Consider the following 15,168-nt stretch of genomic DNA (forward strand, 5'->3'; position numbering starts at 1 on the left):
ATTGATGTAAACGTATAAAAATGATGAGAAATGAATATAAGGAGTGTAATGAAAACAAGCTTTCATAACCAATGATATGGATTTACTATGTTGAGGGCCCAGTGGGGTGAATAAACCGTAAAGGTTCAAGTTCTCTCGGCCGCACCCCAATAATACCAAGGGCTTAACCATCTTTGGTGTTATTTTTTTGCGGAAAATACGGCAACAAATGTACCGCATTGTGGAGTCCACTAAAAAAGTGCTGACTTCTGCACAACATCGTTGCGCGAGTCTGCACTTTCTGCGATTATGGGGAGTTTATTTTAATCCGTTGTTAGCCGCGCCGATACTTGGCTTTTAGAAGCTTTTTTTAAGTGGCTAAAACCAACAAATTTTTTGCCTTCTTCATCCCATAGGCGGAACTTTAATGATTTAAGGCTTGTTGCCAGTGTAATGGTCGGAACGTTTTGCAATGGTTCAGTGTTGTTATGCACTTTTTCAAGCTTATAGTTTGGGACTCTCGGGCTTAAATGATGAACATGATGAAAACCGATATTGCCTGTTAGCCACTGCATGACTTTTGGAAGTTTATAAAAAGAGCTTCCTTCAACTGCTGCTTTTACATATTCCCAATGCTCATCTTCTTCAAAATAAGAATCCTCAAACGTATGCTGAATATAAAACATCCAAATTCCGAGAGTGCCCGATATCATAAAAATCGGCACCTGAACCAGCAGGAAGTTTTGCCAGCCAATAGCCCAACATAAAAGTGCTGCCAAAGCGACGATCCCCAGGTTCGTTACATACGTATTCATCCGTTCTTTGCGTTTTGCTCCTTTTCGATTAAAACGATTGGCAATCCCGAAAACGTAAATCGGCCCAATAATAAACATAACAAACGGATTTCTGTACAATCGGTACATTATTTTTGTCTTAGTTGAGGCTTCCTTATATTCCTCAACCGTCAGTACCCAAATATCGCCTGTACCGCGTTTGTCCAGATTGCTACTTGTCGCATGATGGACAGAATGATCGTGTGCCCAATGATCAAAAGGATGCAGAGTCAGAATTCCTGTTAATGTTCCAAGGATTCGATTCGCCTTTCTGTTCTTAAAAAAGGAATAGTGGCAGCAATCATGAAAGATGATGAAGGTTCTCACTAAAAAACCTGCCGCAACTACAGAAATCGCTAATGTAAGGAAATAAGAAATCGACAAGCTCTTATATGCCAAACACCATAACAGGAAAAATGGTACCAATGTGTTAATGATTTGACAAATACTTTTGTGTAAATCGGATTTTTCATAAGGTGTAACCAGTTTTCTCAAAGTCCTTAGGTTTTGTTCTTTCATATTCAAAAGTTTCCCCTTCCCTGGTGATCTTCTAAGTGTAGAAAACGTTTTATAGCCTTTGAAGGCCCAACGTTATACACACCATATATGATAAGTATTCTTCCCATTCATCTGTAAAATTATTGGAAATAATAAACTGATTTCCAGTTCAATTACATCATTTATTAGCAGAGTCAGCCGGGATACAAAAGGCGTATGAAGATTATACCCAGCACTTTATCGGGTCAAACTCTCTCAATGCTCCCCCATGGGGATCGATTTATTTAGACCTTGAACATTGATTGTTTGAAGAAAAAAGGAATGAAGTAATGGGGATATCCATGAGTGACTGTTTGGAAACGTCTGCAGAAACAAAGTTTTACAAGTGAAAAGCCCTGCTTTTAAAAGATTATCTTGCTCTTGAACAAGAAACAGCTGAGCTTTTCATTAATGAAGTACTATTAAGCAAAGAAAGACACTCGTGATTCACTTTTCACGGTGTTTTCAAACCAAAGTTTTTAATAGGCCTCTTACTCTGCGCTGGTATACACATGTTTAACAAATAATGCCATGAATAAATCGGAAATATAATTTGCAGTTATTTCCGATTCCTGATATAATAAAGAAGAATTATTTTTGTTCGGTGTAAAGGATAGTATGAATATTGACTTTTCGTCTTGATGATACTTTGGGCAAGGATAGTATATACTGTGTGGTTACACACTAGGAGGCAACAAAAATGGAACAAGGTACAGTTAAATGGTTTAATGCAGAAAAAGGTTTTGGCTTTATCGAACGCGAAAATGGAGACGATGTATTCGTACACTTTTCTGCAATCCAAAGTGACGGATTCAAATCTTTAGACGAAGGTCAAAAAGTATCGTTTGACGTTGAGCAAGGTGCTCGTGGAGCTCAAGCTGCTAACGTTCAAAAAGCTTAATCTTCAATCGTTTATACAAACAGGCTCTTTATATAGGGCCTGTTTTTTTATGTCTATATCATACTCAATAAAAAACCCTACTCAACGTTCGAGTAGGGAGATGCTACAAGGTAATAGAAAAAGATTTAAAACTTCAAAGGTTTGTTTACAGTATAACATACTGGATTGACAATATGCGGAATGTATATAAATTATTTAATGTTTTGTTCAAATATAACTCTTTGTTTTTTCACTAACCTGCTCGTTAATTTAAGTAAGATTAGATAAATTATAAAAATGGTTTCATTTGGATGTTACCAACTCGCATATCTCTTTTATGAAAAGAAGATAAACAATTATTATTCAATGTGGCAGTGGATATAAGAAATTCTTAAAAATAATGAGGAGATCGATTGTTTTTTCTCCTGGAAATAATCACTTAGAGATACCTAAAACAATGAAAGCCCTACCTCTCTTCCATCCTTACGGCTCCTTGTCCGTGCCAGTGTGAATCAGGATACTAAAAACAAGTGACTATTTTATTGAGTTTTTTGGTAAAACTTCAATCTTCGCAGAAGAAATGTAAATAATAAAAATGGATTAGAATGTAGGAATAACAAAAGAGGTCGTTAATATTCTAAACATAAGTTGGAGAAGATTTGCTTTTTATCATAATATTCCGAAATATTTTTCGGGATGCAATACACTATCTAACCGAAACTTTTTATTTGATTTTCAGTGATTCCTTTAATTACTTCCAGTTCACTAATCAAAAATTCATATGCATTATCCAGCATTTTTTTTTCGCTTGCATTAAGTGCTTTTTCTTTCTTCATACGCATTAAATCACGTACAACTTCAGCGCCTTCTTGTATTTCACCCGTTTTTATTTTGTCCGTGTTTATTTTATACCTTTGCTTCCATGGCAGTAACCTATCTGATTCTCCATGCTGAAAAATGTGCATAATGTGTTTTAATGCAAGTATATCGGTAACTGGTCGTATATTCGAACTCAATATTTTACGCGTTGGAATCATAACTGTCATATTACTGATTGACATTCTTATGACATAATACTGTTGTTTTTCCTCTAAGAATTCTTTTTCTTCTATGGCTTCAATTATACCTGCTCCGTGCATTGGATAAACAATGTTATCGCCAATTTGAAACATATCATCCACCTCCATATATGGTAACCTTCTTAAGATTACCATATATGGAGGTGGAATATCAAACTTTTAATAATAACATGATCGAATTTTTGATGTCAATAACTTTTTTTAAAAAAACAGATCGAGCAAAAACAACATCAAAACAATAGGGGAAAGGTCAATTGATCCGTGTATATCCTGAAACCTCGACTAATTAACATAGATCAGTTTTTCATTGAAAATGAGTTATTCAATTTCCTTTGTAATTCATGACTGAGCTCAATGACATCACAGAAATGATTTGAGTAGATAAGAAGGAACGATATTCGTGAAATGTCAGCTAAAAATATTTTAAAACACATGATTGAGGATCGTTCTCAAATTGATATGGATAACAGCCCACTTACTTAATGATGCATTTTCACTTATCTTGCGGACAGAAAAAGGTTTGCTGATATTGAACATTTTTCCACCGAAATTGGCATTATTATCAAGGAAATTGACAACCTTCAAATGGGTATTGAGGTGAGAAGAAAAATAAAGAAAGGAGAGATAATAAATGAAGACCAGAACAAAAAGAAAAGCAAACTATATAAAAATAGTTTGCTTTTCTTTTTGTTATGAATTCACTTCTTTTTCTTTCTCTTTAATGACTATGTCTCATATGAATATTTTTGTATGATAATGGCGTCATATTCATCGCTTGTTGAAATTTACTTATGAAATAACTGGTACTGTTAAATCCAACTTGATAAGACACTTCTGTCACATTGGATTCAGGGTGTTGCAGTAATAATAAGCTTTTTTGAATTCTATAATCCATTACATAACGTAATGGCGTCTTATTCAGCATTCGTTTAAAATAACGGCAGCACTCAGAACGGCTCAGTTGGCCAGCTTTTGCAATGTTCTCTAATGTGATTTTTTCAGCATAATGGAGATGAATCCAGTTTAACATTTGTTTCATTCGATGACTTTTTATCATTTCAGTTTGATCGTACTCTAATTGAAAACCATTAACGACCAGGTTTTTCCACATTAACGTTAATTGCATGGTAATGTCAATCTCATAGAGCGATGTCTTTTGTTGAATCAATTGATTTATTTTTTTAACAGCATCTAGAATATTTTTTGCCCACTGTTGATTTCCATCCAAAAATAAATAGGGCAAATTGGTTGAAAACATATAGGGCTGAACATAGCTTGAATACAGTTCCTGAGATAAAACGAAATGGGGTGACACATTCAAGCAAATATACGTACAATCCGAGCCTTCCTTTTCTTCGGCCATGTGCAGGCAGCCACTATTGATAAATAATCCATCCCCTTCGTGAACCTCTATTTTTTCTTCATTTATTTGAAAGAGAGCTATCCCTTTTAGTATCAAAACAAATTGGATTTCATCATGCCAATGAAGCGGAATATAGCCATTTATATTTTGATTGATCCTTGTCTCGTAACAGGCAACCGGTAATTCTACCGTTCGGTGCTCTGTTAATTCTTTTAAATTTTGATCGATCACGAAATTCTTCATTCAGACATTCTCACCTCAATATATTTATATTTTTTCATTCGATTTGAGTATTTTTTATGAGGTTATGCATTTATCATAACACTATTATTATATTTATTAGTGAGGAGTCATGTATGGATACTTCCAAAAGAGGAATGGGATTGGTCTATGTTATAACAGGGGCGACATGTTGGGGAATTGGAGGCACAGTAGCCAAAAAACTTTTTCAAGAATATCAAATTGATGTCAATTGGCTTGTAACGACACGCTTGCTTACGGCTGGAATGTTGCTTTTAATGCTGCAATTGTTCAGAAAGGATCGGTCTCAGGTTATTGAGGTTTGGAAAAACAAAGCGTCGGCTGGCCAGCTTCTTATTTTTGGCCTATTGGGAATGCTAGCTGTGCAGTACACATATATGGCATCCATTCAACATGGGAATGCTGCCGTTGCTACATTATTGCAATATTTATCCCCAGTAATCGTCATTATCTACACGCTTTTGCGAAAACAAACGGTTTTTACCAAACAAGATATCATTACTGTTGTACTTGCTTTAGTGGGTTGCTTTTTTTTGTTAACAAATGGTTCAATGTCTCAACTTTCAGTGCCGGCAGCTGCAGTAGTATGGGGAGTTTTATCAGGATTCGCGGCAGCTTTTTATACTTTATATGCCGTTGGTTTATTAAATAAATTTGATTCTCTTGTCGTTGTAGGTTGGGCTATGATTATTGGCGGTTTTGCATTGGGTTTTATCCATCCGCCATGGCAACTGGATTTTCAACGATTAACTGCTGAGGCGTATGCATATATTTTATTTGTGATATTATTTGGAACAATGATTGCGTTCTGGTTCTTCATAAAAAGCTTGGAAAGCCTTTCTCCCAAAGAAACAAGCCTATTAGGCAGTTTAGAACCTCTATCCGCTGTTGTAACAACTGTCGTTTGGTTAAAAGCGCCATTTGGTTCTTTTCAATGGATTGGTGCTATTTGTATTATAGGGATAACTTTAATATTGGCTTTACATAAAGAGCCTTCTATGCAGAGTGAAAAATCTTTATTAAAGATTAGGAATCATGCAAATAGGGATATATAAAGGCTTTTTTGCTTACATGAACGGTCCGGCAATGAAAAACACTGGTGGAGTTTGAGCCCTCTCGGCAGTATCAAAAATACCAAGGGTTTTGACACCCTTGGTATTTTTTCTTCAAGAACCTTCAATTCTTCTTCTCTGATCGAAAAACGTATTACTTTTTTGTAATTGGTATCCAAATTTCACTTTTAAAAGATGGTGATGTTACATCCTTATGCTCGTTCCACAGTATTTCTGGGCCTTCTATTTGTTCATAATTTGACGATGGAAACCATTCGGAATAAATGCGTCCCCATACTTCTTGCAGTGTATCCGGAAATGGTCCGATTGATTCGAATACAGCCCATGTTGAGGCAGGAACTTCAAGCCGCGAGAAGTTATCTGGACACTGTTTCGTTGTGGCTGCGCCAATATAGTGATCGAGCTCTCCGTTTTCCTCTGTCCGACCTTCAGAAAAATTCGTGGATGCACTAATGAGTCCTGATGGTGCTACATTAGAAAGCTCTTTTAGTTTATTTATTGCTTTTTCATCTAAACTTTCCCACATAGATGCAATTTCCGGATTAATCCCTTTGAAAATAATAGGAACTCTTTTTTTAATGCCAACGATGCGAAATGCCTCTTTTTCTTCAATACGGTAGTTCATTTCATTTCCTCCTTTAATTGTTAGCTGGAAGGTCATTCGTGGATAAGCTTTAAGGGAATGGCCATTAAGTCTGGCTTTTGATGGGTTTATGCCATGTAAATTTTGGAATGCCCTTGCAAAAGAATCTGGTGAGTTATAACCGTACTTTATTGCAATATCAATCACTTTTACATTGCTGTCTTTCAGTTCAAAAGCTGCAAGAGTAAGACGTCTGCGACGAATATATTCCGATAATGAAATACCTGCAAGGAAGGAAAACATCCTTTTAAAATGATATTCAGAGCAGAAAGCAAGCTTTGCTGCCTCTTTAAAATCAATATCATTAGTGAGGTTTTCTTCAATATACGTTAACGCCCTATTCATACTTTTAAGCAAATCCATTTATTTGGCCTCCTTTAACCAAAAGAATAACAGGAGTGAAATGTATTTATCCGACATTCTGTGCACAGTTTTGCAGGATGACTTATATGAAATAAAGTAAGTGATTCACTTGTATTTGTACAGGTTTTATTGAAGCATGCTGTTCATAAAAAGGCATCAATAAAAGAAAGTTATAATTGTCTTATAAGCAGCACATTCATATAATTGAGTGAAAAAGGATGCGTATCATGCCTATCAATTCTTTTGAAAACTATCCGATGAGCTGGAAGCCATCAATTGATAAAGCTGAAAAGCCTATCTATAAAGCACTTGCAGGGCAATTGGAACAGGATATTATAAACGGCGTTTTAATACCTGGAACAAAACTTCCTCCGCAGCGAGAATTGGCCGATTATTTAGATTTAAATGTGAGTACGATTTCAAAAGCATTTAAAGTGTGTGAGTTAAAGGGATTGTTAAGTGCGACTGTAGGGAGCGGCACATTTGTATCGTATGATGCGTTATCGAATTCGTATTTACTTGAGGATACAAAGCCGACACATTTAATTGAAATGGGAGCAACACTTCCAGATCATGCTTCATATGAGCCCTTGTTACACCAACTAAAAAACATGGTCCAGGAGGAGGATTATGAAAAATGGTTTAGCTATGGCCGGGCAGGTGAAAGCCTTTGGCAAAAAGATGCAGCTGTAAAGCTCATCCAAAGAGGCGGGTTTGAAACAACTGTTGATCACATTTTATTTGCAAATGGGGGACAAAATGCGATTGCTGCGACTTTGGCGAGCCTTTGTAAGCCTGGAGACCGCATCGGTGTTGACCATCATACGTACCCTGGATTAAAAACTGTTGCATCATTGCTTAGTGTGCAAATCGTACCGATAAAATCAGAGAACGATGAAATGAGTCCGGAGTCACTTGAATATGCGTGTAAAAACGAAAATATTAAAGGTTTGTATTTAATCCCGGATTATCATAATCCGACAGCTTCCTTTATGTCTGTTGAGAATCGAAGAATGGTTGCAGACATTGCAAAGAAATATAATCTATTTGTTATTGAGGATGCATCGTACCATCTTCTCAACAAAAATCCGCTTCCGGCACTCGCCTCATTCGCACCGCAACAGGTTATTCATATTGCAAGTTTATCAAAATCGTTAGCGCCAGGCCTGCGTTTGGCTTATGTAGCAGTGCCGAGACAATATAAGGAGCCAATATCAAAGGCGCTTTATAATTTAAATATAACCGTTTCCCCGCTATTAGCTGAACTTACTGCACGCACGATTGTATCAAATCAATTTGAAGTCTTAATTGAGAGTCATCGTGAACAAACCATTCGCAGAAATCAAATCGTAAACCGATATTTTGCGGGATATACATGTTTAGGTGTTGAAACAGGCATTTTTCGTTGGTTGATGTTACCGGGTAAAATGACTGGCGCTCAATTTGAAGAGTTGGCTGCTCGACATGGCGTGCAAGTGTATGCGGCTGAACGCTTTGTTGTAGGAAATAGTTGTCCAGAAAGGGCTGTAAGGGTTTCTGTCTGTGCACCAAAAACACTTGAAGAGCTTGAGCAAGGATTAATGATCCTGAGACGTTTGCTAGACGATCTTACCTAATATTGTTTGCCATACAATTATGAAATTGTATGGCTTTTTTGTGTGTGTTATGATGATCCACATCTAGATGGAGGTTTATACAAAATTGGCTTTTAGAAAGGAAGGTCAGAGTATGTTAAATACAACAGACGTTCAATCAGCTTTATTAAAAAGCTACATCAGTTCTCCAGAAAAGCAAAAAGCATTATACAAGCGTACATTGTTCGTTGTGAGTATCTCGCAAATTTTTGGCGGTGCAGGGCTTGCGGCAGGAGTGACTGTCGGAGCGCTTATAGCACAGCAAATGCTTGGGACAGATGCGTTTGCTGGTTTGCCTTCTGCTTTATTTACTTTAGGGTCAGCAGGATCTGCATTAATTGTAGGAAGACTTTCTCAACGTTATGGCCGTCGAACAGGTCTTTCAGCTGGCTTTATGATTGGCGGACTTGGAGCAATAGGCGTTATTATGGCAGCAATCATAAATAGTATTTTCTTGTTATTTATTTCATTGCTTATTTACGGTGCAGGTACAGCCACTAATTTACAGGCCCGTTATGCAGGTACAGACTTAGCAAATCATAAGCAGCGAGCGACTGCTGTTAGTATTACAATGGTTTTTACTACATTTGGCGCAGTGGCAGGTCCAAGCTTAGTGAATGTGATGGGGGATTTCGCTCTTTCTATTGGAGTTCCATCACTTGCTGGTCCTTTCATTTTAGCCGCCGCAGCATATATTTTAGCAGGTGTGGTCCTTTTCATTATGCTTCGTCCAGATCCAATAGTTATAGCAAGAACAATAGAAGCGGCAAATGAAGAGCCTGGTGATAAAGGACATTTGGCGGCAACTGAGCATACAGAAAACAAAAAAGGGATAATCGTTGGGGCAACGGTTATGGTTCTTACCCAAATCGTAATGGTAGCTATTATGACAATGACACCGATTCATATGAGACATCATGGGCATGACTTGGGTGCAGTCGGTCTTGTTATTGGTTTTCATATAGGTGCTATGTATCTCCCTTCACTGGTTACAGGTGTTCTTGTAGATAGGTTGGGACGTACCGCAATGGCTATTTCCTCTGGAACAACGTTGCTTTTGGCAGGTGTAATAGGAGCATTTGCACCGGGAGATTCTATGGTTCTTCTCGTCATTGCTCTTTCTTTACTCGGATTAGGGTGGAATTTTGGTTTGATAAGCGGGACTGCCCTTATTGTAGATTCAACTGATACTGCCACGCGAGCTAAAACGCAGGGGACGGTGGATGTTCTGATTGCGTTGTCAGGAGCTGCTGGCGGGGCATTATCTGGAATGATTGTGGCAGGTTCAAGTTACCTAGCATTATCATTTACTGGAGGGATTATGTCCTTATTACTCATTCCAGTGGTGGTATGGTCTAGGGCCGATAAAGGGTAGGATTGTTTAATTTACATTAATTTGTTATATTGTTAGATAAAGTTATTTTATCGTCTAATATTCTAACTAACTATAGTTGCTCCATTAAATCTATTATAAAGATTTGACCAGAATTCCTCATAGCTGTGTCACTCACTGCATATTCTTTAATTGAATCACATAAAATGGTTATCGGATTTGAAAAAGGCAGGATTACTCGCTTTAGGTAAAGGAGTCATAACGTTGTTAAAAAGGTTTTCTCTTGTTTTTGTTACACTAATGATGTCTATCGTTGTTGTTTTAGCGGCCGCTAAAGAGTCGCCTGGAGATCATGTCATCTCATTTGATGAACCTATTATCTTGATGATCTCAATTGGAATCGTTGTATTTTTATTTATCCCTCCATTAGTTATGTCCTTTTTTGGCAATTTGGTTGTAAGAATAATATCTGGTGTATACCAATGTTTTATCGTTTTCACTTTTCTGGGGCTCATTCCAATTGGATTTCTTATTCCCAATAGCTTATTTACAATTCTAGTTTCTATTGCAGGAACTTTAGTCAGTATAGCTAGTGTTGCTGTAACCTTATGCATTGGCAAGAATAAAAAAGATATATAATAATCGAATTGTTATTTTTTCAGATTGTCAGTGAAATAATTATACAAGAAGAGAAGGCTTATGGGCCTTCTCTTTTTATGTTATGGACATGGATATAGCCCATGATATTTTTTGTTGTTGCATCATCCCCACTTTAAGCTTAATCTATTGAATAATAAGAGAAGGAACCTATAGAAGAATAAAATAAATACCGAGATGTCAAAAATAAAACTGGACTTCATTATTGTCAATTCACGTAAATGTATGAGGAACCATTAAGCCTTAATTAAAAAAGCTTGGAAAGAGGGGAATACCTTCATGACAAACAGCAGAACGAATCCGAAGGTTGATGAATTTTTAAGTAAAGCGAAAAAGTGGAAGGAAGAATTTGAGAAGTTGAGAACCATCATTCTTGACTGTGAGCTGACTGAAGATTTTAAGTGGATGCATCCTTGTTACACATACAATAATAAAAATGTCGTTTTAATACATGGGTTTAAAGAATATTGCGCGCTTCTGTTTCACAAAGGCGCCCTATTACAGGATACCGATGGAATTCTTATTCAACAAACGGAGAATGTACAGGCGGCGCGCCAGGTTCGGTTTACAAATGTTCAGGAAATAAATGAGCTAGAAAACATTTTGAAAGCCTATATTCACGAAGCCATTGAAGTTGAAAAAGCCGGTTTGAAAGTGGAAGTTAACAAAAATATTGAATTGAACATTCCTGAAGAACTTCAAAAAAAATTCGATGAAATCCCTGCCTTGAAAACTGCTTTTGAAGCATTGACCCCGGGACGGCAAAGAGCATACACTCTTTATTTTTCTCAAGCCAAACAATCCAAAACCCGAGAATCGAGAGTCGAAAAATATGTGCAAAAAATTCTCGATGGAAAGGGATTAAAGGATTAGGCACGCCAAGGTTCAGGCTAAAGGAATAGCATCATAGCGTAATAAGATACTTTCTATAGAAGAAAAAACAAGCATAGTAAGATGCTTGTTTTTTCTTAGGACAACATTCACTTACTGCTGAAATGCTTTTTTTGATTAACATTGTATGCCACTAGACAGTGCTATAAAATATTAATGCAACACCTAGAAATCATACCCATCCAATGAAATAGCTAAATGGTATGGCTCATCACATTTAGAATGCCTAGGAGAACTAATAGAACCGGAAGATTTTTCAGCAAGTTACTACACTTCAAACTTTGTTTTTATATTAATATATCTTATTTCCCTATTAACCATTGTTTACTAGCCAGGTGCAGACAAACGAATACTGATTAATGAATCATCATAATATCAATGAGCCGCTTGATTTTTTCATTGTCACCTGTATCAACATACACTGTTTTTCTGTTTTTTATGATATTCTCAGTCACTTCCCTCATGACGCCTTTTTCTACATCATCAGCGGAATCCCAGCGTAAAGGCACATTATATACATGAATCGTGCCATCCCCATTGCCATGATAAGTGACTGATCCATCCACTAAACGAGAACCAGCTAACTGGGTTACATCTTCTGGATAGCTGGCACTTGTATCATCATTAGGATTAATTGGCTCGCCAGCCGAAATATGTCGAACATTTAATTCATCTATCTCTTGATTAGGTCCAAGTTGAAGCCAAACCCTGGCATATTCAATTTTTTCCGAAGAGTATGCTGCAAATACATTGTCTTCTTTGCTTTTCTCTTCTGCTGAAGAGGTCTCATTTGCAGCTTTTGTTGCGGATTCTTCTGATTCTGTTATTGGCTCCGCTTCATCCTTGTGTATTTTGGTGCTGTCTTCAGTCTCAGTGTGTTTTTCGTCAGATTGTACAGCAGAAGCTTGATTTGAAGGTTGTTGTGCTTCTTCATCCTTACTGTCCGTACATCCAGCAAGCAAAATCATAAGCAGCAGGACCGTATTGCAATAACATATCTTTCTGCATTTCTTCATTCTTTCATTCCTCTCTATTAATTCAGGTCAGCTTCATATATAAGTTTATGTATCTAAATATTACCATGGAATAGATAGGATGATATTGAAAACTGTTTAAGTAGAGGAAACGATCTTGAATAGTATCGTGAAAACTTAAGAATTCTTAAGAAGTTTTGCCCCTTTTTCTTCAGGTTTTGAATGTAAAGTGGGATATAAATGCAAAACAAATGGAGAGATTAGATATGAAACGCCTGTTATTCTTATTTCAGTATATAGTGAATCCGAGAACTGTTGGTGCGATCCTTCCTAGTTCAAGGTATCTTGGAGATAAAATGGTGGATGGAATTGATTTCAAGAAGGCTGCATACATTGTCGAATACGGGCCGGGTACGGGTGTATTCACAAAAAAACTGCTTGAAAAAAGAAGACCTGAGACGACTATTTTATTAGTGGAGCAAAATGAAGAATTTTATTTACTATTGAAAGAGACATTTAAAGACGAAAAGAATGTATTTATTGTAAATGGATCTGCTGAAAATAGCAGCCAGTATGCAAAGGATTATGGTATGCCTTATATAGACTATGTGATTTCTGGCCTTCCCTTTGCAAGCTTGCCAAAAACTGTTTCAGCCAACATTTTATTAGATACTGCAAAGATTTTAAAAAGAGATGGTGAATTCATTACTTTTCAATACACTACGTTGAAAAAACCGTTTTTTGAACAGTTTTTTACCAAAATAGATGTAAAAAGAGAGCTTAGAAATGTACCGCCGGCTTATGTCTTTAGCTGCTCGATGCCGCAAAATGATTTGGAGGAATTATATGGAGTCGAACGTTCTTATTGTTGATGATGACAAAGACATTAGAAATCTCATCTCTGTTTATTTAGAAAATGAAGGCCTGCACACTCAAAAGGCTATAGACGCAATCGAAGCTTTAAACCTGCTGGAACAAAAAGAATTTGACCTCATGATTTTGGATATTATGATGCCCAACATGGATGGTATTGAAGCATGTATGAAGATTAGGCAAGAACGAAATCTGCCTATTATCATGCTTTCTGCAAAATCTGAGGATATGGATAAAATTCAGGGACTTACCGCTGGCGCCGATGATTATTTATCAAAACCGTTTAACCCATTAGAATTAATCGCCAGGGTTAAATCTCAGTTAAGAAGATATAAAAAATACAATACTGATACAAGCAGCACGAAGAACATCATTGAAATTGGTGATTTGACCGTAAATACAGATACACGGCAAGTATGGGTGCGGGGCCGGGAAGTGAGGCTGACCCCAAAAGAATTTGATATACTCGAACTTCTTTGCATCAACAAAGGAATGGTTCTGAGTGTGGAGAAGATATATGAAGCAGTATGGAAGGAAGACTTTTTTAAGTCGGACAACACTGTCATGGTCCACATTACAAAAATCAGAGATAAAATAGAAGAGGATTCAAAACATCCCATTTACATCAAAACTGTTTGGGGAACGGGATATAAAATATGAGAAAGTTTGGAAATAAGCTGGTTGCAAAGCTTCTTGGCGCGATTGCAATTAGTTTTCTTGTTTCATTGGGTATGATGGCACTCATTATATTATCGAACGTCTATCTACAAAAGATGAATTATCTCAAAGAGTTTAGCATCCGGAGCAGCTATTTTATGATACTGCTTCAGTTTTCGGCAGCTATTCTTACTTTTATTGCAGTTTTTTTTATCATGGCACGGAAAAAAATATTATATTTGAAGCTTATTACTGAGAGTGTTCATCATATTGCTAATGGAAAATTAGGCTTGACCATCAGGATTGAAAGTAGGGATGAATTGACCCGGCTTGCACAAAACATTAATGATATGTCCAAAGAGTTAGAAAAAAAGTTTGAACACGAAAGACAGTTAGAAAGGTCGAAAAGTGAACTGATTTCAAATGTATCCCATGATTTAAGAACACCATTAACATCAATTATCGGATATTTGGATTTATTAAAAAAAGGGCAATACGACAGTAAAGCGCAATTTCAGGAATATCTTCAAACGATTGATTCGAAATCGCAAAGACTGAAATACCTGATTGATGAGCTGTTTGAGTATACGCATTTATCGAGCCCGGACGTTAAGTTAACCTGTAAAAAAGCTGATTTGTCAGGTTTATTGGAACAAATAATAGGAGAATACATTCCTATTTTTGAAAAGGAACGACTAAGTGTTCAAAAATCAATTGCAGAAGACAATGTACCTGTTGTAATGGATATAGAAAAGATGGTTCGCGTTTATGATAATCTCTTTATGAATGCGATAAAATACAGCAGGAAACCATCTGAATTATTCATAAGCCTTGAGATCATTGGTGACAAAGCACTTTTGAAAATTTCTAATCAAGTTGAGGGTTTTCCGGCTGACAATATAGACAAATTGTTTGAACGGTTTTTCAGGGGTGATAAGGCAAGAACAGATCAACAAGGAAGCGGCCTCGGGCTAGCCATTTCAAAGAGAATTGTTGAGCTTCATAATGGTAATATCCATGCGGATTATAGAGAGGGCTGGATGAGCTTTATTGTCGAACACCCATTGTGTATATAAAAGCTTATGGAGGAAAGTTTCCATAAGCTTTTTTCTTTAGAATAAACCTTAAGAAACCTTAA

14 protein-coding genes and 1 pseudogene are annotated in these 15,168 nt (G+C 36.7%); 10 read left to right on the forward strand and 5 right to left on the reverse strand.

What is annotated here, in order from left to right; all coding sequences use genetic code 11:
* Nucleotides 1-302: 302 nt before the first annotated feature.
* The gene (desA, locus tag AC0OMU_RS10140) at nt 303-1,331 is read right to left on the reverse strand and encodes a Delta(5) desaturase DesA (protein WP_047182141.1); all 1,029 of its coding nucleotides are present in this window, start codon (nt 1,329-1,331) and stop codon (nt 303-305) included.
* Between the two features lie 170 nt (nt 1,332-1,501).
* Between desA and AC0OMU_RS10145 the strand changes: the two are divergent.
* Nucleotides 1,502-1,612: pseudogene (locus AC0OMU_RS10145) on the forward strand (molecular chaperone TorD family protein); the annotation flags it as partial.
* A gap of 437 nt (nt 1,613-2,049) precedes the next feature.
* On the forward strand, nt 2,050-2,250 hold the full coding sequence (cspC, locus tag AC0OMU_RS10150) for a cold shock protein CspC (RefSeq protein ID WP_003234247.1): 201 nt from the start codon (nt 2,050-2,052) through the stop codon (nt 2,248-2,250).
* 689 nt (nt 2,251-2,939) lie between these two features.
* Here cspC and AC0OMU_RS10155 read toward each other — a convergent pair.
* Nucleotides 2,940-3,401 carry a CarD family transcriptional regulator gene (locus AC0OMU_RS10155; protein ID WP_029317377.1) on the reverse strand — a complete coding sequence of 154 codons (462 nt, stop codon included), beginning with the start codon at nt 3,399-3,401 and terminating at the stop codon, nt 2,940-2,942.
* 625 nt (nt 3,402-4,026) lie between these two features.
* Nucleotides 4,027-4,914 (reverse strand): AraC family transcriptional regulator, encoded by an 888-nt coding sequence (locus AC0OMU_RS10160; RefSeq protein WP_474221888.1) that lies wholly within the window; start codon nt 4,912-4,914, stop codon nt 4,027-4,029.
* Between the two features lie 113 nt (nt 4,915-5,027).
* Between AC0OMU_RS10160 and AC0OMU_RS10165 the strand changes: the two genes are divergently transcribed.
* Nucleotides 5,028-5,987, forward strand: a complete 960-nt coding sequence (locus AC0OMU_RS10165; RefSeq protein ID WP_474241145.1) for a DMT family transporter — start codon at nt 5,028-5,030, stop codon at nt 5,985-5,987.
* A 151-nt stretch (nt 5,988-6,138) separates the two neighbouring features.
* Here the strand turns inward: AC0OMU_RS10165 and AC0OMU_RS10170 are convergent, their stop codons facing one another.
* The gene (locus tag AC0OMU_RS10170) at nt 6,139-7,011 is read right to left on the reverse strand and encodes an AraC family transcriptional regulator (protein WP_047182144.1); all 873 of its coding nucleotides are present in this window, start codon (nt 7,009-7,011) and stop codon (nt 6,139-6,141) included.
* A gap of 227 nt (nt 7,012-7,238) precedes the next feature.
* Between AC0OMU_RS10170 and AC0OMU_RS10175 the strand changes: the two genes are divergently transcribed.
* The 4 genes from AC0OMU_RS10175 (at nt 7,239) to AC0OMU_RS10190 (ending at nt 11,508) form a co-directional block, all read left to right on the forward strand.
* The gene (locus AC0OMU_RS10175; protein WP_474241146.1) at nt 7,239-8,627 is read left to right on the forward strand and encodes an aminotransferase-like domain-containing protein; all 1,389 of its coding nucleotides are present in this window, start codon (nt 7,239-7,241) and stop codon (nt 8,625-8,627) included.
* A 112-nt stretch (nt 8,628-8,739) separates the two neighbouring features.
* Nucleotides 8,740-10,020 (forward strand): MFS transporter, encoded by a 1,281-nt coding sequence (locus tag AC0OMU_RS10180; protein WP_474241147.1) that lies wholly within the window; start codon nt 8,740-8,742, stop codon nt 10,018-10,020.
* Nucleotides 10,021-10,242: 222 nt separating this feature from the next.
* Nucleotides 10,243-10,617 carry a hypothetical protein gene (locus AC0OMU_RS10185; RefSeq protein ID WP_327844693.1) on the forward strand — a complete coding sequence of 125 codons (375 nt, stop codon included), beginning with the start codon at nt 10,243-10,245 and terminating at the stop codon, nt 10,615-10,617.
* 297 nt (nt 10,618-10,914) lie between these two features.
* Nucleotides 10,915-11,508 carry a YdeI family protein gene (locus tag AC0OMU_RS10190; RefSeq protein WP_327844692.1) on the forward strand — a complete coding sequence of 198 codons (594 nt, stop codon included), beginning with the start codon at nt 10,915-10,917 and terminating at the stop codon, nt 11,506-11,508.
* Between the two features lie 374 nt (nt 11,509-11,882).
* Here AC0OMU_RS10190 and AC0OMU_RS10195 read toward each other — a convergent pair whose 3' ends face one another.
* Nucleotides 11,883-12,542 carry a hypothetical protein gene (locus AC0OMU_RS10195; protein ID WP_015482846.1) on the reverse strand — a complete coding sequence of 220 codons (660 nt, stop codon included), beginning with the start codon at nt 12,540-12,542 and terminating at the stop codon, nt 11,883-11,885.
* 224 nt (nt 12,543-12,766) lie between these two features.
* Here AC0OMU_RS10195 and AC0OMU_RS10200 point away from each other — a divergent pair, with 224 nt between their 5' ends.
* From AC0OMU_RS10200 to AC0OMU_RS10210, 3 genes are read left to right on the forward strand one after another with little or no spacing between them, the layout of a single operon-like run.
* On the forward strand, nt 12,767-13,372 hold the full coding sequence (locus AC0OMU_RS10200; RefSeq protein WP_322840196.1) for a class I SAM-dependent methyltransferase: 606 nt from the start codon (nt 12,767-12,769) through the stop codon (nt 13,370-13,372).
* A complete protein-coding gene (locus AC0OMU_RS10205; RefSeq protein WP_327844691.1) occupies nt 13,347-14,033 on the forward strand; it encodes a response regulator transcription factor in 687 nt (228 codons plus the stop codon). The genes AC0OMU_RS10200 and AC0OMU_RS10205 overlap by 26 nt, the downstream gene beginning before the upstream one ends.
* Entirely contained in the window at nt 14,030-15,106 is a 1,077-nt protein-coding gene (locus AC0OMU_RS10210) for a HAMP domain-containing sensor histidine kinase (RefSeq protein ID WP_327844690.1), read from the forward strand. The genes AC0OMU_RS10205 and AC0OMU_RS10210 overlap by 4 nt, the downstream gene beginning before the upstream one ends.
* Nucleotides 15,107-15,168 lie beyond the last annotated feature (62 nt).

It is taken from the genome of Bacillus sp. FAU18 (genome assembly GCF_056033885.1).

Coding starts and splice junctions, on each gene's coding strand:
- desA (WP_047182141.1), bottom strand. CDS start 1,331: ATGAAAGAACAAAACCTAAGGACTTTGAGAAAACTGGTTACACCTTAT.
- cspC (WP_003234247.1), top strand. CDS start 2,050: ATGGAACAAGGTACAGTTAAATGGTTTAATGCAGAAAAAGGTTTTGGC.
- AC0OMU_RS10155 (WP_029317377.1), bottom strand. CDS start 3,401: ATGTTTCAAATTGGCGATAACATTGTTTATCCAATGCACGGAGCAGGT.
- AC0OMU_RS10160 (WP_474221888.1), bottom strand. CDS start 4,914: ATGAAGAATTTCGTGATCGATCAAAATTTAAAAGAATTAACAGAGCAC.
- AC0OMU_RS10165 (WP_474241145.1), top strand. CDS start 5,028: ATGGATACTTCCAAAAGAGGAATGGGATTGGTCTATGTTATAACAGGG.
- AC0OMU_RS10170 (WP_047182144.1), bottom strand. CDS start 7,011: ATGGATTTGCTTAAAAGTATGAATAGGGCGTTAACGTATATTGAAGAA.
- AC0OMU_RS10175 (WP_474241146.1), top strand. CDS start 7,239: ATGCCTATCAATTCTTTTGAAAACTATCCGATGAGCTGGAAGCCATCA.
- AC0OMU_RS10180 (WP_474241147.1), top strand. CDS start 8,740: ATGTTAAATACAACAGACGTTCAATCAGCTTTATTAAAAAGCTACATC.
- AC0OMU_RS10190 (WP_327844692.1), top strand. CDS start 10,915: ATGACAAACAGCAGAACGAATCCGAAGGTTGATGAATTTTTAAGTAAA.
- AC0OMU_RS10195 (WP_015482846.1), bottom strand. CDS start 12,542: ATGAAGAAATGCAGAAAGATATGTTATTGCAATACGGTCCTGCTGCTT.
- AC0OMU_RS10200 (WP_322840196.1), top strand. CDS start 12,767: ATGAAACGCCTGTTATTCTTATTTCAGTATATAGTGAATCCGAGAACT.
- AC0OMU_RS10205 (WP_327844691.1), top strand. CDS start 13,347: ATGGAGTCGAACGTTCTTATTGTTGATGATGACAAAGACATTAGAAAT.
- AC0OMU_RS10210 (WP_327844690.1), top strand. CDS start 14,030: ATGAGAAAGTTTGGAAATAAGCTGGTTGCAAAGCTTCTTGGCGCGATT.